The sequence below is a fragment of the Subtercola boreus genome (assembly GCF_006716115.1).
Lineage (GTDB): Bacteria > Actinomycetota > Actinomycetes > Actinomycetales > Microbacteriaceae > Subtercola > Subtercola boreus.
This window is the reverse complement of record NZ_VFOO01000001.1, coordinates 2,887,423-2,913,040: the sequence shown is the minus strand read 5'-3', so window position 1 is coordinate 2,913,040 and position 25,618 is coordinate 2,887,423. Positions and strand designations below refer to the sequence as shown.

Here is a 25,618-nt window from a genome sequence, read left to right as displayed (position 1 = left end):
TCAGTCGTCCCCACGACGAGACCCGGGTCACCGGGTGTCCGCTCTGGCCCGGCCGGCGCAGACGGAGATGTTCGTGTCGACGCTCGCGCCCTGTTCTCTCGGGATGGTTGACCCTTTCGGGGGAGATTGTAGCTCTAGTATAGGAGTGCAGACCCCATTACGGGGGGTATTGGTGCATGAGCTGCATGAGCGTTCGAATCGGGGGATGTCGTGACAGTTCTCAAGACTACGGTGCCGAAGAGCCCACCGTTCCTCCGGGCGATGCGGCCCAAGCAGTGGATGAAGAACGTGCTGCTCGCGGTCGCGCCACTCGCCGCCGGGGTGATCCTGGAGCCCGGGGTCATCGTCGAGGTCGTCTTCGCGATCGTGGCGTTCTGTCTCACATCGTCGGGTGGCTACATCCTGAACGATCTCCTCGACATCGAGTCCGATCGCGTGCACCCCACGAAACGGTTCCGGCCGATACCGTCGGGCGAGTTCCCTGCACGGGCCGCCTGGCCCGTCGCCATCGCGTTGCTGGTCATTCCGAGCGCTGTGGCCTTCATCGTCGGGTACCCGCTCTTCGCCGCTGTGCTGCTGACCTATGTCGTGGTCCAGGTCTCGTACTGCATCTGGTTGAAGCACCAGCCCGTCATCGACATCATCGTCGTCGCGAGCGGCTTCGTCCTCCGGGCGATAGCGGGCGCCGCTGTGGTGGGCGTGCCCGTCACGCAGTGGTTCCTGCTTGTCATCTCGTCCGGTTCCCTGTTCATGGTCGCGGGAAAACGCTACTCCGAGAAGGTGAGGAGCGCCGGCAGCGAGGAACTCCACACCCGCAGGACGCTCGACCTCTACTCCGTCGGCTACCTCCGCTTCATCTGGACGGTCGCGGCGACGCTCACCATGCTGTCCTACGCGATGTGGGCCTTCGACCTGAACGGTGGAACGTCGATCGGTTCGATCGCCTCGATCGTGCCCTTCGGAGTCGCCCTGCTGCTGTACGCCTTCGATGTGGAGCGGGGCGAGGCGAGCGCCCCTGAGGAGGTCGTGCTGAGGGACCCCAAGCTGTTCATCTGCGCTGCCCTCTGGGCGCTGCTCTTCCTGATGTCGGTGTTGGCGCGACTGTACGGCTGGGAACTGCCGACCCCCTGAGTCCCTGTCAGGCGGTCAACAGTGCAGTCGGTACTCCGACGAGGATCCCGATGCCGAAGCCCGCGAGCACATCGGTGACGAAGTGCATGCCGAGGATGACCCGGCTGAACCCCATGGCCACGACGACGAGCAGAGCGACCGGCCAGAGCAACGGAAGCAGGGCGGTGTAGACGATGACGGCCGCCATCGTCGACGACGCGTGCGAACTGGGGAAGCTCAGCTTGCTGGGGGCCGTCGCGTACACCTTCACCGGGCCGGCGTCGCTCGAGGCGTAGCCGCCCACGGAGTCGCCGCGCGACCCCGCTCTGACGACGATTCCCGGGCGGAGGCGCCTGACGAGCCGTTTCACCACGATGGAGACGCCATGGGCCACGACCACGGCCAGGACTCCGGCGAGCCAGGCGAACCTGCGGGGCTCATCCAGTACGGCACCCACGAGACCCAGGAGGATCCAACCCGCCGCGTGCTCCCCGAACAGGCTCATCAACCGTGCGACAGGGACGGCCGCACGGGACACCGGCCACTGCTGCACGGTGACGATGAGCCGGGTCTCCGAGGCGCGCAGTGAGGTCATGCGCTCACCTTAGCCGTAGATCCTGCTCTGGTTGCGACCGGCGGATTTCGCTTCGTAGAGAGCCTGATCGGCCCTGTGCAGGAGGTCGTCGAGGGTGAGGGGGGGCTCTGAAGAAGCTGCCGCCGGAACGGTCGAGGAGCCCCCGACGCTGATGGTCGTGACCGGTGTTGTCGGCAGGTTCTGCACCAGCGTCCTCAGACGCTCCGCGATGATCTGGAGGTCTCCACGACGGCTGACGATCGTGAACACACAGAATTCGTCTCCGCCGATCCGTACGCCGAGATCCGCCTCTCGGGTCGCCTCGCGAATGGCGTCGGCGATCGACAACAACACTCGGTCACCGGCACTGTGGCCCTGCTCGTCGTTCACAGTCTTGAACTGGTCGATGTCGATCAGCAGGCAGCCGAGGTGTTGGCTGGTTCGTTCGGCCACGGCGATCATCAGGGGCACCTGGGCATCCATGCTCCGCCTGTTCGCGAGACCCGTGAGCGAATCCGTGAGCGAGAGCGCGATGGCTTCGTCGCGAGCGGCCTGGAGCGACTGCCGGAGGACGATCACGACGATCGTGGTGATCGTCGTGAGGGCGAGGAAGACGATCGAGGCGACGAGGGGGACGGAGGAGCGGATCAGTACGACCGAGAGGCCGAGGATCGTACAGACGACAATGAACGCGATCGCAACTCTGAGCCGGAGGAAGGCCGCGCCCCCGACAGCGATGCCGAGGTACACGAACGCTGTCAGCACACCGACAGCCGGTGGCTGGATGGTGAACCCGATCATCGCAGTGAGCGCCATCGTCGCGGCGATCAGCCGGGTGGTGAACGCGTTGGTCACCCAGGGAGTGAACCGAGCGACAATGGTGACGGCGAGCCCGGCGGCCACTCCGAAGAACGCCACCCAGCGGGCCCATCCGGGGTTGAAGTCTCCCTCGACTGCGAGGACTCCGAGGAAGGCTGCGCCCGGGAAGAAGACAACCTGGATCGACAGCGACCGCATTTGCCGCGCGGTGAGACCGACGAACATCTTCACATCCGCACCGCCAGCGTGAGAGCGCCACGGATGACGAGTTCCCGATTGTGGGTGAAGACGAACTCGTAGTTGTCCTCGTTGTCTGCGGCGCCCTGGCGGCTTGCCGTGAGCATCGCGGCATAGGTCGCGCTCACGACGATGACCGACCACTCGGACTCGAGGGGGTCAGATTCCGGGAAGGTCCGCACCTTGATCCGGCTGTCACCGGCCGGAACCGACAAAGGGCTGTCATCACGTACGAAGACCGCAACCAATCCGTTCCGTTCGGACAGGGAGCCGTACCGGTCGCGCGTCGTCTCGCTGAAATTCGCGGTGTGCTGGAAGGTCGAGAGCACGATCGTCGACCGGTCGCCGTCGAGGGCGCGAGCCTCCAGCAGCTTGCTGGCCTCGATCAGGAGCGGCCGGGTCGACACCATCGGAGACCGGAACTGCCGGGCGACGGAGAACGGTGTCGACTCCTTGCCGATCACCGGCTGGGTGACGGAGACGTGCACCCCCGGGGGGGCCTCGGCAGGGAAGTCGGGACTCGGCTTGGCAAAGAGCCAACCCTGCCCGAGGGTCGCTCCCAGCGCCCGGGCCTGGTCGACGTGCTGTTCCGTCTCGACCCCCTCGGCGATGATGACCGCGTTGTACTCCTCCTGGTACGTGCTGACCGCATCCATGACCCGTGCAGTGTGCCTGGTCGGCTGTCGTTGCAGCAGACTCATGTCCAGTTTGATGAAGTCGGGGCGCAGCAGAGGGAGCAGGGCGAGTGAGGCCGGATTGATGCCGACGTCGTCCATGGCGATCTTCAGCCCCGACTCTCTCAGGCGCGCCACCGACCGCAGCAGCAGTCCGAGGTCGACGAGCAGATCGCGTTCCGTGATCTCCACGACGATGACCAGGTTGAGTGGCAGAAGATCGGCGAGACTCTTGAGGGCCTGAGCTTCGACGTTGACGAACAGGGAGAGCGGCTCGGTGATGCCGGCCCTTTGGCCCGCCAGAAGGGAGGCGGCGACGCAGGCCCGGTCGAGTTCGGTCGTGAGTTCCGCTTCCCGGGCGACACGGAACAGCGTGTCGGGCATCTCGAACGCCGATCCGGCCGGCCCCCTGCTGAGAGCCTCGTAGGCCATCACGGTGCCGGAGTCGAGGTCCACGACAGGCTGGAAATAGGTGCGGATGTCTCTCTCGTCGATGATCCGGCGGAGTTCGTCGACCGATTCCGAGACGGGCCCGCCGATCGTCATGTGGTTTTGACCACGTTGTCGGCGTGGTTGCCGATCACCTCGGTGTTCGAGCAGGTGACGAACCGGCATGGTTGTGTGGCCATGTGGCCCTCTTTCCACTGGTTGCCGACGGCCGCGATGGTCCGCGCGAACTGTGCCTCGATGATGTAGGTCCAGCCTGCGCCGACATCGTCGCAGGCGAACGTGTTTCCGGTGACCGTGAAACCCTCGGTCCGGGCGGCGCTCGAGACGCCGGTGATGGAGATGGCGGGGTACACGTTCTGGGCGAGTTTGCCGCCATTGGAGAATGTGTTGCCGATGATCTGGATCTGCGGCTTGTCAGATGTCAGCCAGGGGGGCATCCGGTACACGATCGACTGCTTCCTCGACCCCTCGAGGATGTTGTTCGAGACGACGATCCTCTTGTTGCCCCGGAACTCGATGTTGTAGGTGGGGGATCCGTCCAGATGGTTGCCGAGAACGCGCACCGGTCCCCCCTCCAGCGAGAGATCGGCGTAACTGGCTCCGATGTTGTTGTCGGAGATCCACGAGTCGTAGAAACGGTAGCCGGTGGAGATTCCCGTGCCCGTGTTCTGCTGGATGTTGCAGTGGCTGATGACATTGAGCAGTCCACCGTCATCGCTGAAGGTGCCGTCGTTCAGGGTCATGCCGAAGCCGTTCCAGTTGAGCAGCCACAGACGTTCGAGGTGCGTCTTGTCGAGATGGGCGGAAATGCAGGGCGCGCCCTGTCCGTTCGCGTCGAGTACCAGGTTCACGACCGTGCACGAGTACCAGATGCCCGTGAGGATCGGTGCATTCGTCGTCGCACGGATCGTGGCGATCTGGGATCCGGCCCCCGCAAGCGTGAGGTTGCTCAGCCCGGTGGAGGTGTCGCCGATCGGGGCCGAGATGGCGTAGATCCCGACCGGGAACCAGACGACGCCGCCCCCGTGTGCGGTCGCGGCGGCGATGGTCGCCCGGATGGCGGGAAGGTCGTCCTGTACACCGTCGCCTGCGGCGCCGTGGTCCCGCACGTTGAACACGAGGTCGTCGTGCAGGGCCAGTGCGGGAGGGAGCTGGGATTCGTAGACGTGTCCGTCGGCGTCGAGAGTGGCGAGCCCGGGCGGGATCTGGTCGACGTAGATGTGTCCGTCGGCGTCGAGGGAGGCGACCCCATTCGGCTGCGCCTTGTCGGAGACCGGAATGTATGCGGGCGCGGTGTCGGCCAGAGCCGAAGGTGCGACCGCCCCGGAAGCGGCACCGGTGAACAGTGCCCTCCGTGTGAGTTCTGCAGCGATGATGAGGTCTGCGACCACGTCTTCCACTCCCCCCTCGAGCCGAACTGCACATCGCCAGGACAGGCGAGTGAGGGCGTGTGGGACAGCGTATCTGAATGGCGAACATAATAATGTTTCGCTTGTCAAGTGTGTCACCCGAATGGCTTAGTCCCATACGATTGAATGATTCTCGCAGCCCAGACCCTGCAGCGGAGAGGACGCACTATGCCCGATGTCAGATGTGTCTTCGAGAATTGCGTGGAGCCTGTCGCGAAGACGATCGACCTTGACCGGGAAAAAGACACCCTGCAGTGCCCTGTCTGCAGCGAGCATGCGCACGACATCGACTGGGGTGTCATCCCCCACGATGAGCTGGTCAGGAACGCGGAGATCCGGGGGCTGTCGCGTCCTCTCCCCGAGCCGGGCACCGACATGAGCAGGGCTCGATCGTGATCGTCCACCGGGTGGTCACGGCACTGCGCAGGGCCTCTGCGCCAAGGAACAGCACCGGAGGTCTCTCCGGTCCGCCGTGTATCTTCCCGGGATGCGAGAGGGTCGGCAACCAGGTTCTCAGCGTGGTTCGTGACGGCGACCGCATCTCGTCTCCCGTCTGCGGCATGCACGGCGAGGGAGTGCAGTCGGGTACCTTCAGGGTGCCCGAACCGGTGTGGAAGCGGGCCTCGGATCAGGCCTCCGGGGTGTCGCGCCCTTAGGTTTCGAGGGTGACCTGTTCTGGTGCAGGGCCGCCCCGAGGCACCACGGGATCGTGTTACAGCGCCCGGGAGTCGACCAGCGAAGCGCCCTGCTCCTGTGTCGCGGCCCATGAGGCCAGCACCCGCAAGGCATCCGCAGTCGGCGAACCGGCGGGGGCCGTGTAGACGTTCATCACGAGGTCCGGCTCGCTCGGCAGCACCATCGACTCGTAGTTCAGGTCGAGGTCGCCGACGACAGGGTGGTGCAGGCGCTTCAGCCCGCTCCGGTGGAACACCACGTCCCGGGAGGCCCACCGTTCACGGAAGAGCTCGCTCTGCGTCGACAGCTCACCGACGAGGTGGATGAGGTCGGGGTCGTGCGGGTTCCGGCCCGCCTCAAGTCGCAGCATGGCCGCCGCGTCGTTGGCGATCTGGTCGTAGTCGCGCCAGAACTCCCGTGCCGCCGGGTTCAGGTAGGTGAACCGTGTCGTGTTGACCGGCCGTCGCGGATCGTCGAAAACCGCCGAGTACAGGGCCCGGCCCATCGGGTTCGCGGCGATGATGTCGTGCCGGGCGTTCCGCACCCAGGCCGGCGCATCCGTCATCGCGTCGAGCACCTGCAGTACGGCCGGCCGAACCGCGCTCGGCTTCCTGCGCGGGCCCCTGCGGGCCGGGCCGGACGTGCCCGCCAGGTCGAAGCGGTACTGGCGCTCCGCGTCGTCGAGCTTCAGCGTGTTCGCCAGTGCGTCCAGCACGCTGTCGGAGGCGCCGGCGAGGCTCCCGCGCTCGAGGCGTACGTAGTAGTCGACCGAGACGCCGGTCAGCATCGCGACCTCCTCGCGGCGGAGGCCCGCGACGCGGCGGTTGCCGCCGTACGCGGGGAGGCCGGCCTGTTCGGGGGTGATGCGCGCGCGCCGCGACGTCAGGAATTCGCGGATGTCGGTTCGGAGGTCGCCCATGACCCCACGGTACGCCGCGAACCAGCCTGTGGGGGAGGCACTGGGACTACCTGCCTCACTGCTCTTGCCCCGCGGGCATGGCCCAGTCGCCAGTGTTCTCACATGAGCTCCCCTGAGGGCGCGCCGCCGGTGGTGTGGATGCCCGATCCGTCCGTCGCCGCATCGTCGCGGCTCGCGCGGTTCGCCCGTCACGTGAACGAGACCGGCGGCGTGGGCGGGGAGCGGCTCTCGACCCGCTCGACTACGCGGCGCTGCACCGCTGGTCGGTGGATGATCTGGGCCGGTTCTGGGAACCATGCGCCGACTTCGCAGAAATCCGGTTCCACGATCGGGCGGAGGTGGCACTCGCCGAGGAGGTCATGCCTCACGAGCGCTGGTTCGAGGGGGCGAGTCGCGAGGCGCTGGCGGATCCCGGCGCGTTCGAGGCGTTCCACGCAGAGGCGCGTGCGGCGCTCGCGCCCTGACCCGCCCGCGCGTGCGGGAGCACCCGTTTGACTGCGTCCATTCTCTATGAAACAATTCCTCATGTACCGCCCCAGGACTATTCGGCCTCAGCCGGACTCCTGGGGCGACTGTCGTTTGCAGGGGGCGATGATCTCGAGGAGTCCCGTGGATCCGTCCGCCCTGCCAAATCTGCCGTCGCTGCTCAGCGAGCCACGGTTCGCAACGTACCTCGATCACTGTGAGGGCCATGCCGATCATGCGGCGCGACTGTATGTCTGGAATGTGGAATTGACGGCTGCTTTCTGGGGGCCCATCAGTATCGTCGAGGTGGTCGTGCGGAACTCTGTGCACGACGCGATGCGTATGAATCGAGCCGATGATTGGTGGAACCTTCCTACCGTGCGACTCATGCGGCGCGAAAGGCAGCCGAGAGTCGAAAAGGCCTTTCCCTTTCTTGGAGGACGGCGGAGGAAACAGCTGCATCGAGAACTCGACGATGTCCGCCGCTTCCGCAATCGCCTTGCGCATCACGAGCCGATCTTTCGCGCCCCGATCGAACGGCTGCGTGACGATCTCATCGGGATCGCCGGATACGTTCATCCTGAAGCCGCCCGGCTGATCAGTGAGTGCCAGCGCATCGACCAGGTACTCGCGCGGAAGCACGAAGCAATCAGGCGAGGCAAGAGTTCGCTCTGACCGCCGGGGGCGGGGCAGTCAGGCGGCGCGGAGCGCGTAGGTGAGCACGGCGTTGCCTTTGCTCGTGATCGTGGAACGCAGGAGCTCGAGGCGGGTGGTGGGGTCATCCGGTTCGAAGAGGTGGCGGCCGGCGCCGGCGACGACGGGGTGGATCATCAGGGTCAGTTCGTCGAGGAGCCCGGCGAAGAGCAGCTGGCGGGTGAGCGAGATGCTGGAGAAGAGCGAGATGTCGCCGCCGTCGGTCTGCTTGAGCCCGGCGAGGAACTCGAGCACGTCGCCCTCGATCAGGGTCGAGTTCTGCCAGGCGAGGTCACCGGTGAGGGTGCGCGAGGCGACCAGCTTCTCGATCGGGTTGATGAACGCACCGAACGGGTCGCCGTCGCCTGCGTTCGGCCAGTAGGCCGACCAGTCCTGGTAGCCGGAGCGACCGAGCACCGCGGTCTGCACCGAGCCCATCAGCGCGCCCATCTGGGCGCCGAGTTCGTCGTCGAAGCTGTCGAACTGCCAGAGGTTCGGCGACTCGACGACGCCGTCGATCGACATGAAGAGGCCGGCGGTGAGCTTGCGCATGGGGGATTCTCCTGACGTTGTTGCCATTCTGGCAGAGGGATTCGACGGGAATCCAGTGGAGGCGGCATGCTGGGGGCATGGCTGAACATGAAACCGCGACCCTTCCCTTCGACGCGGGCGCCGACGCCGACGCGGGGGCGGGCGCGGCTGCGGATGCGGGGGCGGGCGTGGGCGTGGAGGCCGGCGCGGCGGGCAGCTCTGCGGTCGAGGCCGTGTGGGATCAGCGCTACTCCGGCCCCGACCGGCTCTGGAGCGGCCAGCCGAACGGCACGCTTCTCGCCGAGACGGCCGGCCTGGCCCCGGGGCGGGTGCTCGACGTCGGCTGCGGCGAGGGTGCGGATGCGCTCTGGCTCGCCGAACAGGGCTGGCAGGTGACTGCTCTGGATGTCTCGCGCGTGGCGCTCGAGCGCGCCGAAGCCGAGGGGCGCCGACGCGGCGTAGACGTCGCCTGGCTGCACTCCGGCCTGGTCGAGGCCGCCCTGGCACCGCGGAGTTTCGAGCTGGTCTCGGCGCAGTACCCGGCCCTGTTCCGCACCCCCGGAAACGTTGCTGAGCACACGCTCATGGATGTCGTCGCGCCCGGGGGCACCCTGCTCGTCGTGCACCACCCCGCTCCGACGGTCTCGGAGGCGAAGGTGCACGGCTTCCATCCCGACGACTATGTGAGTCCCGCGAACGTGGCCGCGCTGCTCGACGACAAGTGGGTCGTCGAGGTCGACGAGGTGCGCCCGCGGCACGTCGCCACCGGCGCCGGGTCGCACCACACCCACGACGTGGTGCTGCGAGCTCGACGCCTCGCCTGACCTGCCCGGGCCGGCTTACGGCTCAGGCGGTTCAGGCGGCGGGCGAGGCGGGCGCCGCGGGCGAGGCAGCCGAGGTGGGCTCGAGGCGTGCGAAAGCCGCTGCGGCGGCATCGCCGAGGCCGGCCGGCTGCCCGAGCAGGTCCGCGGCCACGAGCCTGCCGAGTGCCGCCGAGGTCTGGATGCCGTACCCACCCTGCCCGGCGAGCCAGTAGAACGTGGGGTCGCCCGGTTCGCGGCCGACGATCGGCAGGCCGGTGGGGCTGAGGGTGCGGAGCCCCGTCCACGACCGTGTCGGCGCGCCGAGCGCGAGGTCGGTCACGGCGTTGATTCGCCGGGTGGCGTCGGCGATGTCCGAAGCGCGCGGGCGGGCATCCTCGGCCGCGCTCGGCAGGTCTTCGAGCGGCGAGGCGAGGATCTCGCTGCCCTGCGGCCGGAAGTAGAACGTGTCGCCCATGTCGCAGGCCATCGGCCACGACGGGTCGACGGGGCGGCCGGTCGCCGGGGCGACGGCGATGGTGCGCCGGTAGGCCTGCAGCCCGCGGGGTGCCATACCGAAGAGCCCGGCGAGCGGGTCGGCCCACGCCCCCGCGGCGTTCACGACGACCCCGGCACGGATCAGGGCCTCGCCCGCCGTCACACTCCATCCGTCGGAGGTCGGCCGGGCATCCGTCACCGGCGAACCCTGCAGCACGCTGACCCCGCCGGCGCTCATGCGTTCCCGGTAGTGGCCGAGCAGCGCGGTGACGTCGACCTCCTTCGCGTTCTGGTCGAACGCGATCGACTCGAGGGCCCGGGCGCGGAGCGCGGGCAGCAGCGAGACAGCTTCGGCGATGGAGCCCTCCCGGGCATCCGGAACCGTGGCCAGCACCGAATCGACCTGGGCCAGGGACCCGCGGAGCCCGCACCAGATGAGCGGCCGAGGGCTCAGGATGCTCGTCCCGAGCGCCCGCTCGATGCCGGGCATGAGGCCGAGCGTGGCGGCGGTCAGCGCCCGGATCTCGGGCGGGCCGTACGACGGCTGCATCTGCGAGGCGGACCGGCTGCTGGTGTGGTGGCCGAGCGTGTTCTCCGCCTCCACCACGATCACACGCGGGGCGCTGCCGGAAGCACCGCCGGGGGCGGCGCCACCCGCCCCGACCAGCGCCGCGGCGAGCGACTGGCCCGCGATCCCGCCGCCCACGATGAGGATGTCGGCTTCGTGCACGCTCACGCCGGTGTGGCCAGCTCTGCTGCGGCAATGCTCCGATCGGCGATTCCCGCAGCGACCACCTGGAGCCGGAGATTGTTGCGGCGGGCGTAGTTGCGGAGCAGTTGGAAGGCCTCGTCCATGGAGACCGAGAACGTCTGCGCCAGCGCGCCCTTGGCCTGCTCGATGAAGATCCGGCTCTCGAGCGCGTGGTTCAGCTGTTCGGTGACGATCGTCGTCTCGTGGAGCAGTCGCTCCTGGAGGATGGCGATCGTCGCCGCGTCGGCCAGGGCGCGAGCGGCGTTCGCGTCGCGTTCCTCCAGCACTCCGACGCTCGTGCTGAGGAGGTTCAGGGTGCCGATCACCCGCCCACGGAGCTTCATCGGTGTCGCGTACACCGCGTGGAAGCCCAGGGCGAGGGCAGCGGAACTGAAGGCCGGCCAGTGTTCCTGCTCAGCCGCGATGTCGGCCACGGCGACTGCGTCGCCGCCCGTGTAGGCATCGACGCAGGGACCCGCGCCGGCGTTGATCTGCATAATCTCGACCAGCTCGGCCTCTTCGCTGGTCGACGCGACGAGCTCGAGTTGTTCGTCCTGGTTGGCGAGCATCAGGCCGGCGGCTTCGATGTTCAGGATGCGCCGGCACTCGTCGACGAGGGTGTGCAGCAGGTCGACGATGTCGAAATCGTCGACGAGAGTGTCGGCCAGCTTCACGAACGCCGCACTCAGGAGCGTTTCGCGTGACGTATCGCTCACTGGGCTGCTCTCATCGTGCTGTTCGTCGGTCGTGATCTCATTGTCGGCCATTACTCGAGATCCCGGAAATCTATGGACCGGGCGATCACGTCGAGGGCCACGGACTGGAGGGAGCGTCCGTTTGAGAAGGCGTGCATCCGGAGTCGGTAGAACGCATCCGTTGCCGAAACGTCGAGCTGGGCGAGGATCATCCCGGTCGCCTGCTGCACCTCGCGCCGGGTCTCGGGTACGGGGCTCGAGGGGTGCGGGGCATCGTCGTTCGCGCTCTCGGTGGCGCGCCGCACTGCCGTGCCGGTCGCGGCCTGTGCCAGACCGGCCGCGGTCTGCGCCTGCCGCACGTCGAGACCGCCGGGAACCGAGCTGTAGAGGTCGACGACTCCGACGACGGCGGCACCGATGCGCAGCGGGAAGGCGAAGATGGCGCCCACGGGGAGTCCCGCGAGGGCTTCACCGAACAGGGGCCATTCGCCGGCGGAGGCCGCGACATCCGGAACCAGCACGGGCCGGCCCGTGGCCAGGACCTTCCAGTGCGGTCCCTGGCCCCGGGCGAACTGCAGCTCGCTGAGCTCCGTTGCGGTGGCGTCGGACACGGCGAGCGTCGACTCCTGCCCCGAGTACCCGGAGACGGAGAGGGACAGGCCGGTGATCGGCAGGGCTTTCAGGAACGGGGCGAGGAGCTCGCGTTGCCACTCCGAGAGCACGGGGTTCTGCGGCTCGTCGGCCTGGGCGCCCCGGCTCCCCTCGTGCGTGCCGGTCATGGGTTCCCAACGCAGAGCTCTCGGCGCCGCACACCCGGAGACCCGCGTGGGCCCCCTGTGCTCGGATGCCGCACAGGCCCCACCGTACGCGATCCTGCCCGTGCGTGGGGCTCAGCCGGCCAGGTCGGCGGCGCGCCGGCCTCTGCAGGCGGCGATCATCAGCTGCAGGAGCTCCTCACCGGCGAGGATGCCCACGCTGCCCGTGATTGTCAGGTTGCCGTGCGCGTAACCCGCCTCTTCGAGTTCCCCGTGGGCGGGGCGGAAGGCGAGATCGGCGTGTTCGAGCATCCGCTGGTCGAGCAGCGAATCGCCCGCGGCGAGAACCGTCGACGCGCCCGACCGGCGTCGCACCTCGGCGACCGCGTCGCTCTTCGTCACCGCGTGCGGCACGCAGTAGAGCTTCCGGCCCTGCACCGAGACCGACCAGCCGAACGCGTGGCAGGTCGCCTCGAGCTGTTCGAGCCAGGCCGTCGGCAGCGCCGGGCGGTCGACGATGGCGTAGACGAAGAGGTTCTCGGCGTCGTTGACCTTCAGGATCCACGGCGCCGCCAGGGGGTCTTCGAGCAGCGCGGTCACCTCGGCGATGGGGGCGGCCTGCTCGGCCAGGCGGTGGCGCACCGAGGCTGCCCACGCGGCATCCGAGACCCCGTCGACAAGCAGCACACCCCCGTTGCTGGTGATCGCGTACTCCGGCACGGGGCCCGGCAGCTGCACACGCTGGTACTGGATGACCGTACGGGTCGTCACCGGCACGAACACGCTCACGGCGCGGAGCTCCACGAGCAGCGCCTCCGCCCGGCGCGTCATGAACGAGATCGGCGCACCCTGGTAGAGCTCGGAGACGACCATGCCCGGCGCGTCGGCGTCGGCCGTGTCGAGCCAGAAGGCGCGCGGGGAGTAGATGAGGGTGCGGTCGAGGTCGCAGGCGGCGAGGGTGGTCGGGGTGCTCGCGACGGTCGGGGTGTTTGCGACGGTCGGCGTGCCTTCGCTCACTGGTCGGCCCCCGCGCTCGTGCGCTGCGGCCCGGCTGTCGCGAGCGGGTTGATCAGGCCGACGCAGCTGTAGGGCAGGTCGTCGACCTCCTCGATCGGCACCCCGCGTTGTTCGGCGAGCAGGAGCACGTGGGCGATGTCGTCGCGGGCGCCGGGCCGCACCAGGATCTTCCACGGCACCCGGCGGAGCAGCACCCGGGTCGTCTCGCCGACACCGGGTTTCACGAGGTTGACGTTGTCGATGCCGTAGTCGGCGCTGATCCGTTCGACGGCGCGCCACCCCTCCCAGCTGGGCGTGCGGTCGCCTGCGCGCGTCTCGGCTTCCGCCTCGGCGACGCCGGCGGCGACCTCCGCTCGCACAGCTTCGTCGCCGAAGTGCGCTCCGATGCTGTCGAGGAACACGGCCGAGACGTCGTCGCCCCGCAGCCCCTCGTAGAACTTGGCACCGTGGAAGTCGTTCGGCCCGATCAGCTCGCGGTTGAACACGGTGCGGGAGACGAGGCCCGACACGGTCGAGTTCAGGCACGCCGATGGAATCAGGTAGTCGTCGCGCGTGCCGAAGATGCTGACGCAGTGGCCCGGGTCGGCGAGCACCGCGAGGTCGTCGCCGAAGACGGTCCCGTCGGTCTCGGCGAACAGCGCGAGGGCCGCGGTGAGTTCGCGGGCGATGGCGCCCTTGCCCGTCCAACCGTCGACGAACATGATGCGCGCCGGGTCGAAGGTGCTGGCGAGGTAACGGAGGGCCGTCTGGTCGAGCCCGACCCCCCGCACGATGCTCATCGTCAGGTGCGGGACCTCGATCCCGTGCATCCGTTCGGCCCAGCGCTTCATGAGGATGCCGATCGGCGTTCCCGCGCGGGCCAGCGACACCAGCACGGGCCGGCCGCCGCGCGCGGCGAGCACCAGTTCGGTGACTACCCCCACGGCCACGGCGACGCGGCGGCTCGACCGGGCGAGAGCCTCGGCGAACAGCTGCTGGTACTCGGCGCTCGGCACATACTCGACGGGCAGCGTCTCGGCGTAGTTCGCCCGCCCGCTCTGGATGTCGCGCTCACGCTCCGCGGCGGGAGCCTCGAGTTGCGCGTCGCCGAGGTCCTTCAGCAGCCAGGTCACGTCGTCGGCGGAGTACGAGCCGAAGGCGGGGCCGGTGAGGGGCGTGGGAAGGGGCGTGGCGGGCCCTGCCGTGTTGGTGGGCTCGCCGGGCGTGGGTGCCGCGGGGGTGGCGGGTGCGCCGCGGGTGGCGGGCCCTGCGGGGGTGGCGGGTGCTGCGGGGGTGGCGGGCCCTGCGGGGGTGGCGGGTGCGCCGGGGGTGGCGGGCCCTGCGGGGGTCGCGGGTGCGCCGGGGGTGGGGGGCTGCGGATCGGTGGGGCTCACGGGGTGGCCGGCTCCTCGGGGTGGGTGAGTACGACGAAGACGTGGTCGGTCACGCGGCGGAGAGCCTCGGCCACACCGTCGGCGGCGAGCATCCGGTCGCGGTCGGCGTCGGGCTCGGGGACGAACACGATCGCGTCGAACCGACATCCGCTGCGTGTGAGGTTGTAGGCGAACCGGGGTCCGAACCCGTCGCTCGTGAGGTCGTGGCTCTGGAACCCGAGGGCACTCGCGATGGCGTAGTCGGGCCGGTCGATCGCCGCGATGGGGGACCGCGTGGTGGTGGAGAACCGCACGGAGCGCTGCCCGCCTGTACGCCTGTGCCCGTGGGCGAGCTCGTCGGCGACCGCGAGGGGCAGCGCGATGTACTCCTCCGAGCCGAGCACGAGCGTCGCCCCGCCCGGCAGCACGGGGTCGAGCGCCGCCACGATCCGGGCTGCGGCGCCGTCGAGGCCGCCCGGGCGCGCATCGACGCCGAACCGCGCGCTCCTGTCGCCTCCCCCCGCGACCTCGACGAGCGTGAGCGCCCCGGCCCCGGCCCCCGCCTCCCGGCTTCCCGCTTTCTCCGCCTCCCGGCTCTCCACCCCCGATTCGGCCATCGAAAGGACGCTAACTGCTCTTTCGGGGGCGGATTGGAGCAGTTCGGGTCCTTTCGATGCCCCCTGCGCGCGCTGCGACCGCGGCGAGACCGGGGCGGCGCGCGGGAGCGCGAGGGCGTCGGCCGGGAGAGCCGGCGCGGCGGGCGGGAGGGCGCGCGCGGCGCGAGCGAGCACGTCGGGCGGGAGGTCGACCGTGCCGGAGCCCAGCGCGACGACCGCGATCGACGTTCCGAGCGCCTCCGCGAGGGTGTCGAAGCGGGCGCGGTCGACGTCGGAGCGCAGGTCGATGAGCGACGCCACGACCCAGCGCGACTGCGGCGCCACCTGGTGCAGGGCGCGGATCGTGTTCACGATCGTGGTTCCGGTGCTGAGCTCGTCGTCGACGAGCACGACCGTGCCGCCCGGCCGCAGCCAGTCGGTCCGGTCCGGGTAGAGCTGGTGGCTGGTCGCGTGCGAGTGCTCTTCCTCGAAGCCCGCGAAGGGTGCGCGGCCGGCCGGTGCGTGCCTCGTCGAGTGGATGTAGAACGACCCGATGGTCTCCGCGACGAACTGGCCGAGCCCGGTGGCGGTCTCGGCGTAACCGATCGTGACGACCTCCGGATGTTTCGACCGAAGCTCGGCGACCTCGGCCCTCAGCGCAGCCAGCCCGGCAGAGGCAGAGGCCGAGCCAGAGGCAGGGGCAGAGGCGGAGGCAGCCCCGCCGCCCGCCTCCTCCATCTGCTGCAGGATGCGCGCGAGCCGCGCGAACAGGCCGCCCGGCGGGCGGTTCCCGTCGAGCTCACCGCCCACGAGCAGCCCGAGGAGCTGGGCAGCGACGATCGCGAGGCCGGGGTCGGTGGGCACGTGCTTGGCCAGCACCGTCGAGACCAGCAGTTGCGCGCGGCGGGGGTTCCGCCGGAGGGCGACCCCGACGAGGAGTTCGACGGGCACGAGGCTCCGCCGGTCATCCGTTCGCACCCGGATGCCGACCTCGCGTTCCGCGAACCCGCCTGTCCAGGTGGCGAGGGTGGCACCGACCCCCGAACCGCTCATCGCATGCTCGTCTCGAGCAGATCGACGAACGTCGTCGTCTCGGCGGCCACCCCGAACGCCTCGGCGCGCACGAGCGTCTTCTCGGCCCACGCCTGGTGCGGTTTCATCTCGTTCATCTTGTTGCGGTACGGCGACGCGCTCGCGCCACCCCCGACGTTCCCGGCGATCGACAGCGCGTCGAGGTACTCCTCATGGCTCACCACCGAGAGCGCGTGCACCACGGGCACATGGGTGGGGTGGATGACCGTCTTGCCGAGCAACCCGTTGGCCTGGTCGAGCGAGATCTCCTTGATCAGCCCGTCGAGCCCGCCGAGCATCAGGCGCTGCCGGAGCTCGGACTCGTTGGCCTCCATGAACGGGGTGAGCCGCAGTTGCGGCCGCAGGATCCGCTCGGACGTGTCGAAGTGCTCCCAGACCGGCCCCGTGATGACGAAGTTGTCGGAGGGGCGGCCGAGCACGTTCACGATGTCGGCGATCACGGCCGCGACGACTTTCACGTCGTACACCGTGAGCTCGCGCGACCGACGCAGGCCGAAGACGCTCGACAGGTCGGTGGCGCCGATCCGCACGGCGAGGATGTCGTCACGGTGCGCGTGCAGCACATCGACGATGGCGGAGAGGGCGGCGGTGCGGGTCTCGGTGTGCACCATCGTCGGCGACTCCAGGATCGGCATGATGCGGAGCCGCCGCCCGCCCCGGCCCTCGGCGCCGCTGCCCTCACCGCCGCTGCCCTCACGGCTGTTCTCGGCCTCACGGCCGCCCTCACTGCCCTCGCCCGGCCCGAACCGCTCGTGGATCTGCCGCAGCGCCTCGAAGAACAGGTCGGCGTACCCGTCGTCGTTCTGGAACTTCGGAATCACGAAACCGCTCAGCAGCGCGAGACCGTCGCCGCAGAGTTCGGCCATCCGGAGCATCTGCTCGGGGGTGCGCACGCGGATGAACAGCAGCGGCAGTTCGCCGGGCGCCGTCTCGCCGGGCTGCCCGTCGGGTACCTGCTCCTCGGGCACCTGCCCCGCAAGGCTCTGGATCGCGCCGGCGACGTTCGCTTCGGCGAACGCCACCGACGTGTCGGGAATGGAGTCCTCGAGGCACAGCACCATGCTGATGCAGCCACGGGTCGCCTGCTTGCGCACGTCGCGCGCGATTTCGGGACGGTTGCCCGGCACGTAGAGCGTCGCGCCGAGCGCGGCCGCCAGCAGGTCGGGTGGTGAGTCGATGCTGAGCTCCCGGGGCAGCCGGTGGAACAGCGTGGCCGCCTCGGTCTCACCGACGGATCGGAAGTGTCGCATCTGGGCCTACCTCGTCCGGGGCTGGCGCGCATCGAGGCGCGCGGTCATCTGGTAGCCGAACTCGCGGTGCAGGGCGGCAGGGGACACATCGCGGGCGACCGGCTCGGCGCGCAGTTCGATGAAGGCGCCGATCCGCAGCAGGGTCAGCACGAACATCCGATCGCCGCCGGCAGACCCGCCGTCCCCGGCCCCGCTGCCCGCAGGCCCGCTACCCGCCGACCCGCCGCCGACCGATGCCGACAGCGTGACCTGGGCGCCGTCGAAGAGCTGTACCCCGATCGGCTCGGAGCCGTTCCCCACGAAGAGCGCGCGCCGGAGGTCACGCAGGTGCCGGAGCGCCACGATGGCATCGCCGTCGTCGAAACCGACGAGGGCCCGGTTGCCGGGGGTCATCACGGGGGTGCCGACGGTTTCGACGCCGCCCGACGTGAGGGTCAGGGCCCCAGTCACGAGGTCGGTGCTCTCCCACGCGATGGCGTACGCGCCCGAGACGATGAGGCTGCCGATGGCGGAGCGCCGGGCATCCAACCGCAGCACCGGATGCCCCGCACCGAGCTCCCGCACCTCGTCGATCGTGGGCGCGGGGAACGGCCCGGGGAGGGACGGCCGCGCGGGGCGGCGTGCGGAGCCGCCCCCGGGCTCGCTCCCGCGCCCGGGCGCCCCGGCCGGCCGGCCCGTCGGTGCTGCGGATGTCGCGGGGCGGAGGTTCAGCCCGCCGGAGGTGCTGGGCGTGGGGGTCGCTGCTCCGGCCGGGCGGAGGTCGAGCCCGCCGGAGGTGCTGGGCGCGGGGGCAGATCCTGCCGGGCGGAGGTCGAGCCCGCCGGAGGTGCTGGGTGCGGGGGTCGCTGCTCCCGCGGGGCGGAGGTCGAGGCCGCCGGAGCCGCTGGGTGCGGTCGTCGGTGCGGGGGCAGCCGAGCCGGCCCCCGCCGCCGCACCCGCGCCCGCGACATCCGCTACCGCCGCCGCCGGCTTCACGCGCCGCCGCAGGTAGGGCAGGTCGCGGCGCACCGCCGCCCGGTTCAGCGCCACGGGCCTACAGCTCGATCCGGAAGTCGCGCGCCACCCCGGCGAGACCGTTCGCATAGCCCTGGCCGATGGCGCGGAACTTCCAGTCCGCGCGGTGCCGGTACAGCTCGCCGAAGAGCATGGCGTGCACGTTGCGGTTGTCGGCGAGGGGCACGTCGAAGCGCACGAGTTCGCGGCCGTCCTTCGTCGCGACGCGCACGTAGGCCGAGCGCACGGCCGAGAAGTCGGCGGCACCGCGCACGTCAGGGTCGACGTAGACGAGGAAGGCGATCTTCTCGACCGCCTCGGGCACGAGCGAGAGGTCCACGTCGATCTCCTCGGCGTCCGACGTGTCGACGAACTGCACCGATCCGTCCTGGCTCTCGAGCTGGTTGAAGAAGACGAGGTGGTCGTTCGAGATCGCCTTGTCGTCCGCGTCGCACATGATCGCGAGCGGCACGAGTTCGGCTTGCGGCCCACGGCTCGGGATGACCTCCCAGCCGAACCCGACAAGAACCTCCGCGAGGCCGGGGTTCTCTGCTGTGAGGGCGGCGTTGGCCCCGGGGATGAGCGAGGCCATCACCGACCGCCCAGCGTGAGGCCCGGATCCGGTGCCTGGAACTTGTCGGCGAGAAAACGCCCGTGCGTCGAGAGCTCCTCGATCGCGCCGATACGCACCTGGTTCAGCATGTCGCGTACGGTCCCTTCGAGAAGCCCCAGCTGCTCGGCGAACAGCGCGGTGGCCGCGGAGTCGTCGGCACGGTCGCGCTCCGGCAGCGCGAGGAAGGCGTGCAGCGGCGTGGGGATGTAGTCGCGCACCATCGCCTCCAGCAGCACCCGCTGCTCGGTCGAGGCTCCCTGCGCGGCGATGGTCGCGACGACGTCGCGCAGCAGGTCGTCGATCTGGCCGAGCCGCGACAAGAGCACGGTCGGCAGGTCACGGCCGGCGCGCCGCACCGTGCTCCGGAGGTCATCCAGAGCCTTCGCGGTCTGCTCGTCCTCGGTGAGCGTCGCTGCGGCGGGCACGTCGTCGACCACCGTCGGCGTCGCCTCGGGTGCAGGCCCGCCGAACAGCGAGTTCACGAAACGACCGAACGTCACGGCGTCACCTCAGCGTCATCGGGAGATCTCGCCCTGGTCTCCCTGGCGGCTGCGCTCGAGGTACGGCTTCGCCTTCTGGATGCCCGTCTCGAGTGCCGCGACGGTGCCTTCCATGTTCTTGGCCGCCGAGGCGCGGAAGGTGTCGATCGCATCCATGGTCTGGAACACGTTGTCGAACGCCTTCTGCAGTGTCTCGACGCTCACGCCCGAACTGCCGGCCTGCTCCTGGATGCGCACGGTCTGGTCCTTCAGCATCTCGCTGGTCTTCAGGATCATGTTGTTCGTCGTGGTGTTGATCGCATCGATCTGGTCGAGCACCATCTTCTGGTTCGCGAGAGCCTGGGCGACGATGACCGCCGTGCGGAGCGCCGCGATCGTGGTGGTGCGGGCCCGGTCGACGCCCTTGATCAGCTCGAGGTTGTTCTTGCGGATCAGGTCCATCGCGAGATAGCCCTGCACCGAGACGGCGAGCTGGGTCAGGATGTCCTGGTGGCGCTGGCGGATCGGGAAGAGCACGTCGGCTTCGAGCTTCTGCGCCTCCTCGATCTGGCCGGAGGCGCGGCTGGAAGCGATCTTCTCGACGGTCGCGGCATCCAGGGCCTTCGCGAAGACGGCGTACTCGCTGAGCGCCTGCATCGTCTCCCAGAGCTGCACCTTCTCGCCGGCGAGAGCGGCGTTGTCCTTCAGCAGTTCGTCCTGGCCGGCCATCAGCGACTTGATGATCTTGTCGAGCTGCGTCTGGGCGCTCTCGTACTTCTGGAAGTACCGCGCCAGCTTGTTGCCGCCCGGGATGAATCCCAGGATCTTGCGGCCCACGCCGAGGTCTGCCGCGTTCGGCGTCAGGTCTTCCACCGTGGTGCGGAGGTCGCCGAGGGTGTTGGCCACGGTGATCTGCGCGCTGTTGCCGGTCTTCTTCGCGCCCGCGACGGACGTGGACGAGCGTTCGAGCATCCGCGTCGAGTACCCGCCCGACTGCACCATCTCGGCCCCGCCGATCTGCGAGATGCCCTCGACCTTGGTCTGGAACTCGGGGCTCCGCGGGTCGAGCGAACTCACCTCGGCCACGAACTCGCGGGCCTGGCGGGAGATCTCGGTCTGCCGCTCGGACGGAACCGGGACCATGCCCGGCGCAGCATCCGCCACGACGATGTCGGGGGCATCCGGAGCGCGCAGCACCAGCGACGAGGCCTGCGCGACGTCGCTGTCGTCGGGGGGAGTGAGAGGAGTACTCATCGAAGGAGCCTTTCTAGCCCAGTTGGACGCCGAAGTCACCGGCGATTCCGGCGAGACCGGTGATGTAGCCCTGGCCGACGGCCTTGAACTTCCATTCGGCGCCGTTGCGGTAGACCTCCGCGAAGACCATCGCGGTCTCGGGGGCCGCGTCTTCGCTGAGGTCGAAGCGCACGATCTCCTGGCCGTCCTGGTCGACGACGCGGCAGTAGGCGGCGCGCACCTGGCCGAAGTTCTGGCGGCGCTCGTCGGCCTTGTCGATCGACACGGCGATCACGATGCGCTGCACGTCCGAGGCGACCTTCTGCAGGTCGATGTTGATCTGCTCGTCATCACCGTCGCCGTCACCGGTGCGGTTGTCGCCCAGGTGCTTGACCGACTCGTCGGGGGTCGCAGGCTGGTTGTAGAAGATGAAGTCGGCGCTCGAGCGGACCTTGCCGTCGGCTCCCAGCAGCAGCGCTGACGCGTCGAGGTCGAATGCTTCGCCGCTGGTGGTGCGCGGGTCCCAGCCGAGGCCGACCGTGGCGACGGTGAGCCCGGGGCTGGTCTTGGTGAGCGAGAGGTTGTTTCCCTTGGCGAGAGTGAGTCCTGCCATGTGTATCAGTGCTCCTTGTTGGTTGTGTGCGTTCAGAGTGCCTGGGCGGCGGGGGTCAGCAGGTCCATCACGGAGCGGCCGTTGGCCCGATTGCCGATCGCCTTGAAGCTCCAGCCTGCTCCTTCACGCGACACCTTCGACATGATCATCGCGGTGTGGGTGCCGGAGTCCGTGAGCTGGTAGCGGGCCACCTCGGGTGAGCCGGGGGCGGAGTCGTCGACGACGCGGCTGAAGGCGTTCTCGACCATGTCGAACGACTGCTGGGTGTAGCTCGAGATCACGAAGACGATCTGCGAGACCGCCGGGGAGACCTTCGAGAGGTCGACCAGGATGGTCTCGTCGTCACCGTCGCCGGCGCCGGTGAGGTTGTCGCCGGTGTGGGTGGCCGATCCGTCTTTGCTGGCCAGTTGCTGGAACCAGACGGTGTCGAGCACCTTGCCTGAGGCGTCGAAGAAGATGGCCGACGCATCGAGGTCGATCTCGTCGGCCGCCTTCGCCCGGCCGAACAGGCCGCGCTTCACGGGGGCGGCGCTGTCCCAGCCGAGCCCCAGGCGGATCTTCGTGAGAGCCCCGCCGTCTTTCTTCGTCAGTGAGAGTGACTGGCCTTTTTGCAAGCTCAGACCCATGATGTTTTCTCCTTGGTCGTGCGTTCGGAGCGTTGGGATGCTCTCCCACGCTAGAGGATACGGCGTTACTTTGCGCTCTGGCCGTGCAGTTCGTGAGCCTGGGCCAGCAGGGCGACGAGCTCCTCGTCGTCAGCGGCCTTCGCGCGCTGCTTCTCGGAGAGGGTTCCGATGGCCTGCTCGCGGGCCACCATCCTGTTGTAGGTGGCGTCGCGCTCGGCGGTGTCGCCCTTGAAGTCGTGCTCGACGAACTTCTTGGCCTGGATACGCGAGTCGCTGATGATGGTGTTCGCCTTGCCTGCCGGGCTGAAGAGCGAGGCGAGCACGGTGATGGTGAGAACACCGATGATGACGATCAGCGAGAGCTCGGTGCTGATCTCGAACACCGGGATCGGCTGGCCACCGTTCAGGAACGGCAGGTTGTTCTCGTGCAGAGCGTGCAGCACCAGCTTCACACCGATGAAGGCGAGGATCGCGGCGAGGCCGTAGCTGAGGAAGATGAGGCGGTCGAGCAGACCGTCGATCAGGAAGAACAGCTGGCGGAGACCCATCAGCGAGAACGCGGTGGCGGTGAACACGATGTAGGTGTTCTGCGTGAGGCCGAAGATCGCGGGCACGGAGTCGAGCGCGAACAGCAGGTCGGTTCCACCGATGGCGACCATCACGAGGAGCATCGGCGTGAGAACCTTCTTGCCGTTCTCGATCGTGAAGAACTTGTCGCCGTCGTAGCGCTCGGTGGTGTTGAAGATGCGCTTCGCCAGGCGGATGATCACGTTGTCGGCGTCATCACCCTCCGACTCGGGGCGCAGCAGCTTGATCGCGGTGAAGATGAGGAACCCGCCGAACAGGTAGAACAGCCACGCGAACGAGTTGATCGCGGCGGCACCGATGAAGATGAACCCGGTGCGGGCGATCAGCGCGAAGATGATGCCGAAGAGCAGCACCTTCTGCTGGTCGGCGCGCGGAACCCTGAAGCTCGCGATGATGATCAGGAAGACGAACAGGTTGTCGACGCTCAGCGCCTTCTCGGTGATGTAACCGGCGAAGTACTCGGTGCCGAGCGTCTGGCCGCCGAAGACCAGCACGCCGATGCCGAAGACGACGGCGATGCCCACGTAGATGGCCGACCACTTGGCGGCCTCCTTCAATGTGGGCTCGTGCGCCTTCCGCACGTGGAAGAAGAAGTCGAAGGCGAGGAGGGCCAGGATGCCGACGATTGTCAGCAGCCAGACGTAGCCGGGGATTTCCATGGGTGAAGTGCTCCTGGTTGTTCGGAGGGTGAGTGGAGGGGGTGTAATTTAGTTGGTGTGCTCCCACTATATTGGTTGGAGCGCACCAACCAAATCCAGAACCACATTGGACAGGAAACTTTCAGGTATGGATCCAGCTACCCCGGAACCGGTCAATGTGGGCGAGTCGATCGAGTCGACGCTCGCCCTCATCCAGCGCTGGTCGACGCGCGCCGAGAATCGCCGGAGCCTCCACGATGCCGAGGGTGCTGCGCTGTCGAGCACGGACTCCTGGCTGCTCGAACGTCTTGTCGCCTCGAAGCCGATCCGGATGTCGCGGCTCGCCGAATGGCTGGAGGTCGACAAGTCGACGATGACCACCGAGGTCAAACGCCTCGAATCCGCCGGCCTCGTCACGCGGACGCCCGATCCCGCCGACCGCCGCGCGGTGCTGGTGAGCGCGACAGAGGCCGGTGCCGTGGCGATCGACCGGCACCGCCGAATCGCGCAGGACGTCTACAACACCCTCGTCGGCAAGTGGAACGAGGAGGACCGCGCCGACTTCGCCCGCCTCCTGACACGCTTCAGCGACGAACTCTCCTGGGTGACCGACGCGGTCTGGCGCCACAACGAGTCCGTCTGACCCTCCCCGAATACGTCGAGTGGGCGGTTTGGGCCCCAAACAGGCGGTTTTAGGGCCCAAACTGCCCACTCGATCTGGTGGGGGTGGGGGTGGGGTGGGGTGGGTGGGTGTCGGAGGGGGGGATTAGGGTCGGGGCATGAGCCGCGCAATCTGTTGCAGCGTCGACGCGGGCGGGCGGGTGTGCGGCGAGCCGGTCGAGGTGGATGCCCCGCTGGCCCTCTGCGAACACCATCTGCTGCTCGCGCACGACTGGGTCGCCCGCGGGGTGGGCGTCACCGATGTGCTGCCGTCGCCGTGCCGTGCCTGCGGGTCGAGGCTCGGCGTGCGATACCCGTCGGGCTGGCTCTGCGCCGTCTGTGAATGGAAGGCGGGGGAGGTGCCCGACCCGGATCCGGGCTCCGGTTTTTCGCGGGTCGAGGTGGTCTACTACATCCGCTCCGGGGAGCGCATCAAGATCGGTACGTCTGCTAACCCGCGGCAACGGCTCGGCAGCCTGCACTACGAGGAGCTGCTCGCGTTCGAGCCGGGCGGGCGGATGCTCGAACAACTCCGGCACGCACAGTTCGCCACGCACCGGGTGCCGCGGAGCGAGTGGTTCGCCGTGCATCCGGAGCTCGAGGCGCACATCGGTGTGCTCGCCCGAGGCGTCGACGACCCGTGGTCGCTCCACGCGCGCTGGCTGAGCGAGCGCCGGGCACTCGGCGGCTGAGTCCGACGCCCCCGACGCCCGCGACGCCTCAGAGGTCGGCGATGCCGCTCAGCACCGTGCAGGCCCGGGCGATCGCCGCCTGGTCTTCGGGGCTCAGCGCGTCCAGGTGGGCATCGAGCCAGGCGTCACGGTGCACCCGGGTCGCCACGGCGAGTTCGTCGCCCTCGGATGTCGCGGTGAAGAGAACCTTGCGTCGGTCGTGCGGGTCGGGAGTGCGGCTCGCGAAACCGGCCGAGGTGAGCCGGTTCACGCTCTGGCTCATCGAAGCGGGCGCAACCTGGGCCTGCTCGCTGAGCTGCGTCAGCGTCTGCGGCCCGTGCTTGTTGAGGTAAAGCAAAACGTCCAGGGCGGTGTCCCCGAGGGCGCCCGCTGGGCGCTCGCTGCGGAATCGACGATAGATCCGTCCCACTGTCGATCGAACCTGGGCGCCGAGCGCATCGTCGAGGGCGGTGCCTGTCTGAGGGTGAATTGCTTTCGGCTCCATAAATACTTAGTGTACCTAAAGAAGCACATGTCGGCCCCCCTCATCCGAACGAAAGAACGCCCCACATGCCCGCCAACCCCATCGGCCTCCTCCTCCGCAACCGGCACGCAGGCGAGCACACGCTCGCCTGGGCCGCCGCCGACCTGCAGGCGCCCGAGAACTTCACGCTCGCGAGCCCCGCGTTCGACCACCGCACTCCCATCCCCGAACGCCACCGTGGCAGGCTGCGCGGCCCCAAGCTCTCGCCCGCCCTCACCTGGACGGAGCCCCCGGCGGGCATCCTGGAGCTGGTGCTCATCGTGCAGGATCCCGATGTGCCCTTCGGGAAGGCGGCCATCCATGACCTGACCGTCGGCATCGATCCCGAACTGCGGGGTATCCCCGAGAACGGCCTGGCCGACCCGAGCCCCGTACCCGGGCTGCGGCACGGCAGAGGCGGACTCGGCCACCGCGGTTACGCCGGCCCGCTGCCCGTCCGTTCCCACGGCCCGCACTCCTACGTCTTCCAGCTCTTCGCCCTCGATACCCACGTCGACCTGCCGGAGAAGTTCACCCTCGACGACACCGTGCGGGCCATGGCCGGCCATGTCGTCGGCCGCGCACGGCTCGACGGCACCTACGAGATCCGCTGACGGCG

Annotated in this window: 29 protein-coding genes; 8 read left to right on the top strand and 21 right to left on the bottom strand. The window is 68.8% G+C overall.

Annotated elements, in window-relative coordinates; genetic code table 11:
• The first annotated feature begins 210 nt into the window (after positions 1 to 210).
• On the top strand, positions 211 to 1,131 hold the full coding sequence (locus FB464_RS13610; protein WP_246093065.1) for a decaprenyl-phosphate phosphoribosyltransferase: 921 nt from the start codon (positions 211 to 213) through the stop codon (positions 1,129 to 1,131).
• A 7-nt stretch (positions 1,132 to 1,138) separates the two neighbouring features.
• Here FB464_RS13610 and FB464_RS13605 read toward each other — a convergent pair whose 3' ends face one another.
• The 4 genes from FB464_RS13605 to FB464_RS13590 are packed head-to-tail and all read right to left on the bottom strand — an operon-like array spanning position 1,139 to position 5,255.
• Positions 1,139 to 1,705: a phosphatase PAP2 family protein gene (locus tag FB464_RS13605; RefSeq protein ID WP_116413373.1), complete on the bottom strand. Its 567-nt coding sequence runs from the start codon at positions 1,703 to 1,705 to the stop codon at positions 1,139 to 1,141.
• 9 nt (positions 1,706 to 1,714) lie between these two features.
• The gene (locus FB464_RS13600; RefSeq protein ID WP_116413374.1) at positions 1,715 to 2,728 is read right to left on the bottom strand and encodes a GGDEF domain-containing protein; all 1,014 of its coding nucleotides are present in this window, start codon (positions 2,726 to 2,728) and stop codon (positions 1,715 to 1,717) included.
• A gap of 2 nt (positions 2,729 to 2,730) precedes the next feature.
• Positions 2,731 to 3,960, bottom strand: coding sequence for a sensor domain-containing phosphodiesterase (locus FB464_RS13595; protein ID WP_170151831.1), 1,230 nt, complete (start codon positions 3,958 to 3,960; stop codon positions 2,731 to 2,733).
• Positions 3,957 to 5,255, bottom strand: coding sequence for a right-handed parallel beta-helix repeat-containing protein (locus tag FB464_RS13590; RefSeq protein ID WP_142206704.1), 1,299 nt, complete (start codon positions 5,253 to 5,255; stop codon positions 3,957 to 3,959). The genes FB464_RS13595 and FB464_RS13590 overlap by 4 nt, the downstream gene beginning before the upstream one ends.
• Positions 5,256 to 5,399: 144 nt before the next feature.
• Here FB464_RS13590 and FB464_RS19870 point away from each other — a divergent pair, with 144 nt between their 5' ends.
• Complete coding sequence (locus FB464_RS19870; protein ID WP_116413377.1) at positions 5,400 to 5,669, top strand: hypothetical protein; 270 nt, start codon at positions 5,400 to 5,402, stop codon at positions 5,667 to 5,669.
• Between the two features lie 316 nt (positions 5,670 to 5,985).
• On the opposite strand, the gene FB464_RS13585 is transcribed toward FB464_RS19870, so the two are convergent.
• A complete protein-coding gene (locus FB464_RS13585) occupies positions 5,986 to 6,867 on the bottom strand; it encodes a helix-turn-helix transcriptional regulator (RefSeq protein ID WP_116413378.1) in 882 nt (293 codons plus the stop codon).
• 134 nt (positions 6,868 to 7,001) lie between these two features.
• Here FB464_RS13585 and FB464_RS13580 point away from each other — a divergent pair, with 134 nt between their 5' ends.
• Both FB464_RS13580 and FB464_RS13575 read left to right on the top strand, forming a co-directional pair.
• On the top strand, positions 7,002 to 7,331 hold the full coding sequence (locus FB464_RS13580) for an acetyl-coenzyme A synthetase N-terminal domain-containing protein (protein ID WP_116413379.1): 330 nt from the start codon (positions 7,002 to 7,004) through the stop codon (positions 7,329 to 7,331).
• 145 nt (positions 7,332 to 7,476) lie between these two features.
• Positions 7,477 to 8,007, top strand: coding sequence for a hypothetical protein (locus FB464_RS13575; RefSeq protein WP_246093064.1), 531 nt, complete (start codon positions 7,477 to 7,479; stop codon positions 8,005 to 8,007).
• 18 nt (positions 8,008 to 8,025) lie between these two features.
• Here FB464_RS13575 and FB464_RS13570 read toward each other — a convergent pair whose 3' ends face one another.
• Positions 8,026 to 8,577, bottom strand: coding sequence for a dihydrofolate reductase family protein (locus tag FB464_RS13570; RefSeq protein WP_116413380.1), 552 nt, complete (start codon positions 8,575 to 8,577; stop codon positions 8,026 to 8,028).
• Positions 8,578 to 8,654: 77 nt separating this feature from the next.
• Here FB464_RS13570 and FB464_RS13565 point away from each other — a divergent pair, with 77 nt between their 5' ends.
• A complete protein-coding gene (locus FB464_RS13565; protein ID WP_116413381.1) occupies positions 8,655 to 9,380 on the top strand; it encodes a class I SAM-dependent methyltransferase in 726 nt (241 codons plus the stop codon).
• 31 nt (positions 9,381 to 9,411) lie between these two features.
• Here FB464_RS13565 and FB464_RS13560 read toward each other — a convergent pair whose 3' ends face one another.
• The 14 genes from FB464_RS13560 to FB464_RS13495 all read right to left on the bottom strand — a co-directional run bounded on the left by FB464_RS13560 (position 9,412) and on the right by FB464_RS13495 (position 23,166).
• On the bottom strand, positions 9,412 to 10,590 hold the full coding sequence (locus FB464_RS13560; protein ID WP_116413382.1) for an NAD(P)/FAD-dependent oxidoreductase: 1,179 nt from the start codon (positions 10,588 to 10,590) through the stop codon (positions 9,412 to 9,414).
• Positions 10,587 to 11,372 carry a GAF and ANTAR domain-containing protein gene (locus tag FB464_RS13555; protein ID WP_116413383.1) on the bottom strand — a complete coding sequence of 262 codons (786 nt, stop codon included), beginning with the start codon at positions 11,370 to 11,372 and terminating at the stop codon, positions 10,587 to 10,589. The genes FB464_RS13560 and FB464_RS13555 overlap by 4 nt, the downstream gene beginning before the upstream one ends.
• The gene (locus FB464_RS13550; RefSeq protein ID WP_116413384.1) at positions 11,372 to 12,079 is read right to left on the bottom strand and encodes a GAF and ANTAR domain-containing protein; all 708 of its coding nucleotides are present in this window, start codon (positions 12,077 to 12,079) and stop codon (positions 11,372 to 11,374) included. Before FB464_RS13550 ends, FB464_RS13555 begins: the two co-directional genes overlap by 1 nt.
• Before the next feature lie 111 nt (positions 12,080 to 12,190).
• On the bottom strand, positions 12,191 to 13,072 hold the full coding sequence (locus FB464_RS13545; RefSeq protein ID WP_116413385.1) for an HAD family hydrolase: 882 nt from the start codon (positions 13,070 to 13,072) through the stop codon (positions 12,191 to 12,193).
• The gene (locus FB464_RS13540) at positions 13,069 to 14,445 is read right to left on the bottom strand and encodes a cysteine protease StiP family protein (protein ID WP_246093063.1); all 1,377 of its coding nucleotides are present in this window, start codon (positions 14,443 to 14,445) and stop codon (positions 13,069 to 13,071) included. The genes FB464_RS13545 and FB464_RS13540 overlap by 4 nt, the downstream gene beginning before the upstream one ends.
• Positions 14,442 to 16,073 (bottom strand): phosphoribosyltransferase domain-containing protein, encoded by a 1,632-nt coding sequence (locus FB464_RS20020; protein WP_116413387.1) that lies wholly within the window; start codon positions 16,071 to 16,073, stop codon positions 14,442 to 14,444. Before FB464_RS20020 ends, FB464_RS13540 begins: the two co-directional genes overlap by 4 nt.
• Positions 16,070 to 17,362, bottom strand: coding sequence for an HpcH/HpaI aldolase/citrate lyase family protein (locus tag FB464_RS13530; protein WP_116413388.1), 1,293 nt, complete (start codon positions 17,360 to 17,362; stop codon positions 16,070 to 16,072). The genes FB464_RS20020 and FB464_RS13530 overlap by 4 nt, the downstream gene beginning before the upstream one ends.
• Before the next feature lie 6 nt (positions 17,363 to 17,368).
• Positions 17,369 to 18,391, bottom strand: a complete 1,023-nt coding sequence (locus tag FB464_RS13525) for a hypothetical protein (RefSeq protein ID WP_116413389.1) — start codon at positions 18,389 to 18,391, stop codon at positions 17,369 to 17,371.
• Positions 18,392 to 18,395: 4 nt separating this feature from the next.
• Positions 18,396 to 18,947 carry a TerD family protein gene (locus FB464_RS13520; protein ID WP_116413390.1) on the bottom strand — a complete coding sequence of 184 codons (552 nt, stop codon included), beginning with the start codon at positions 18,945 to 18,947 and terminating at the stop codon, positions 18,396 to 18,398.
• Complete coding sequence (locus FB464_RS13515; protein ID WP_116413391.1) at positions 18,947 to 19,468, bottom strand: hypothetical protein; 522 nt, start codon at positions 19,466 to 19,468, stop codon at positions 18,947 to 18,949. The genes FB464_RS13520 and FB464_RS13515 overlap by 1 nt, the downstream gene beginning before the upstream one ends.
• Before the next feature lie 15 nt (positions 19,469 to 19,483).
• The gene (locus tag FB464_RS13510) at positions 19,484 to 20,701 is read right to left on the bottom strand and encodes a toxic anion resistance protein (protein WP_116413392.1); all 1,218 of its coding nucleotides are present in this window, start codon (positions 20,699 to 20,701) and stop codon (positions 19,484 to 19,486) included.
• Between the two features lie 13 nt (positions 20,702 to 20,714).
• Positions 20,715 to 21,293: a TerD family protein gene (locus FB464_RS13505; protein ID WP_116413393.1), complete on the bottom strand. Its 579-nt coding sequence runs from the start codon at positions 21,291 to 21,293 to the stop codon at positions 20,715 to 20,717.
• Positions 21,294 to 21,325: 32 nt separating this feature from the next.
• Positions 21,326 to 21,919: a TerD family protein gene (locus tag FB464_RS13500; RefSeq protein ID WP_116413394.1), complete on the bottom strand. Its 594-nt coding sequence runs from the start codon at positions 21,917 to 21,919 to the stop codon at positions 21,326 to 21,328.
• A gap of 65 nt (positions 21,920 to 21,984) precedes the next feature.
• Positions 21,985 to 23,166, bottom strand: coding sequence for a TerC family protein (locus tag FB464_RS13495; RefSeq protein WP_116413395.1), 1,182 nt, complete (start codon positions 23,164 to 23,166; stop codon positions 21,985 to 21,987).
• A 127-nt stretch (positions 23,167 to 23,293) separates the two neighbouring features.
• Here FB464_RS13495 and FB464_RS13490 point away from each other — a divergent pair, with 127 nt between their 5' ends.
• Positions 23,294 to 23,788, top strand: coding sequence for a MarR family winged helix-turn-helix transcriptional regulator (locus FB464_RS13490; protein WP_116413396.1), 495 nt, complete (start codon positions 23,294 to 23,296; stop codon positions 23,786 to 23,788).
• Positions 23,789 to 23,924: 136 nt separating this feature from the next.
• Positions 23,925 to 24,497, top strand: a complete 573-nt coding sequence (locus FB464_RS13485; protein WP_116413397.1) for a GIY-YIG nuclease family protein — start codon at positions 23,925 to 23,927, stop codon at positions 24,495 to 24,497.
• 28 nt (positions 24,498 to 24,525) lie between these two features.
• On the opposite strand, the gene FB464_RS13480 is transcribed toward FB464_RS13485, so the two are convergent.
• The gene (locus tag FB464_RS13480; RefSeq protein WP_116413398.1) at positions 24,526 to 24,981 is read right to left on the bottom strand and encodes a MarR family winged helix-turn-helix transcriptional regulator; all 456 of its coding nucleotides are present in this window, start codon (positions 24,979 to 24,981) and stop codon (positions 24,526 to 24,528) included.
• Positions 24,982 to 25,046: 65 nt separating this feature from the next.
• On the opposite strand from FB464_RS13480, the gene FB464_RS13475 reads away from it, so the two are divergent.
• A complete protein-coding gene (locus FB464_RS13475; protein ID WP_116413399.1) occupies positions 25,047 to 25,613 on the top strand; it encodes a YbhB/YbcL family Raf kinase inhibitor-like protein in 567 nt (188 codons plus the stop codon).
• The last annotated feature ends 5 nt before the right edge of the window (positions 25,614 to 25,618 follow it).

Excerpts from the sequence above, each read along its gene's own strand:
- FB464_RS13605 (WP_116413373.1), bottom strand. The coding sequence starts at position 1,705 with ATGACCTCACTGCGCGCCTCGGAGACCCGGCTCATCGTCACCGTGCAG.
- FB464_RS13600 (WP_116413374.1), bottom strand. The coding sequence starts at position 2,728 with ATGTTCGTCGGTCTCACCGCGCGGCAAATGCGGTCGCTGTCGATCCAG.
- FB464_RS13595 (WP_170151831.1), bottom strand. The coding sequence starts at position 3,960 with ATGACGATCGGCGGGCCCGTCTCGGAATCGGTCGACGAACTCCGCCGG.
- FB464_RS19870 (WP_116413377.1), top strand. The coding sequence starts at position 5,400 with ATGATTCTCGCAGCCCAGACCCTGCAGCGGAGAGGACGCACTATGCCC.
- FB464_RS13585 (WP_116413378.1), bottom strand. The coding sequence starts at position 6,867 with ATGGGCGACCTCCGAACCGACATCCGCGAATTCCTGACGTCGCGGCGC.
- FB464_RS13570 (WP_116413380.1), bottom strand. The coding sequence starts at position 8,577 with ATGCGCAAGCTCACCGCCGGCCTCTTCATGTCGATCGACGGCGTCGTC.
- FB464_RS13565 (WP_116413381.1), top strand. The coding sequence starts at position 8,655 with ATGGCTGAACATGAAACCGCGACCCTTCCCTTCGACGCGGGCGCCGAC.
- FB464_RS13555 (WP_116413383.1), bottom strand. The coding sequence starts at position 11,372 with ATGGCCGACAATGAGATCACGACCGACGAACAGCACGATGAGAGCAGC.
- FB464_RS13550 (WP_116413384.1), bottom strand. The coding sequence starts at position 12,079 with ATGACCGGCACGCACGAGGGGAGCCGGGGCGCCCAGGCCGACGAGCCG.
- FB464_RS20020 (WP_116413387.1), bottom strand. The coding sequence starts at position 16,073 with ATGAGCGGTTCGGGGGTCGGTGCCACCCTCGCCACCTGGACAGGCGGG.
- FB464_RS13530 (WP_116413388.1), bottom strand. The coding sequence starts at position 17,362 with ATGCGACACTTCCGATCCGTCGGTGAGACCGAGGCGGCCACGCTGTTC.
- FB464_RS13520 (WP_116413390.1), bottom strand. The coding sequence starts at position 18,947 with ATGGCCTCGCTCATCCCCGGGGCCAACGCCGCCCTCACAGCAGAGAAC.
- FB464_RS13510 (WP_116413392.1), bottom strand. The coding sequence starts at position 20,701 with ATGAGTACTCCTCTCACTCCCCCCGACGACAGCGACGTCGCGCAGGCC.
- FB464_RS13505 (WP_116413393.1), bottom strand. The coding sequence starts at position 21,293 with ATGGCAGGACTCACTCTCGCCAAGGGAAACAACCTCTCGCTCACCAAG.
- FB464_RS13500 (WP_116413394.1), bottom strand. The coding sequence starts at position 21,919 with ATGGGTCTGAGCTTGCAAAAAGGCCAGTCACTCTCACTGACGAAGAAA.
- FB464_RS13495 (WP_116413395.1), bottom strand. The coding sequence starts at position 23,166 with ATGGAAATCCCCGGCTACGTCTGGCTGCTGACAATCGTCGGCATCCTG.
- FB464_RS13490 (WP_116413396.1), top strand. The coding sequence starts at position 23,294 with ATGGATCCAGCTACCCCGGAACCGGTCAATGTGGGCGAGTCGATCGAG.
- FB464_RS13485 (WP_116413397.1), top strand. The coding sequence starts at position 23,925 with ATGAGCCGCGCAATCTGTTGCAGCGTCGACGCGGGCGGGCGGGTGTGC.
- FB464_RS13480 (WP_116413398.1), bottom strand. The coding sequence starts at position 24,981 with ATGGAGCCGAAAGCAATTCACCCTCAGACAGGCACCGCCCTCGACGAT.
- FB464_RS13475 (WP_116413399.1), top strand. The coding sequence starts at position 25,047 with ATGCCCGCCAACCCCATCGGCCTCCTCCTCCGCAACCGGCACGCAGGC.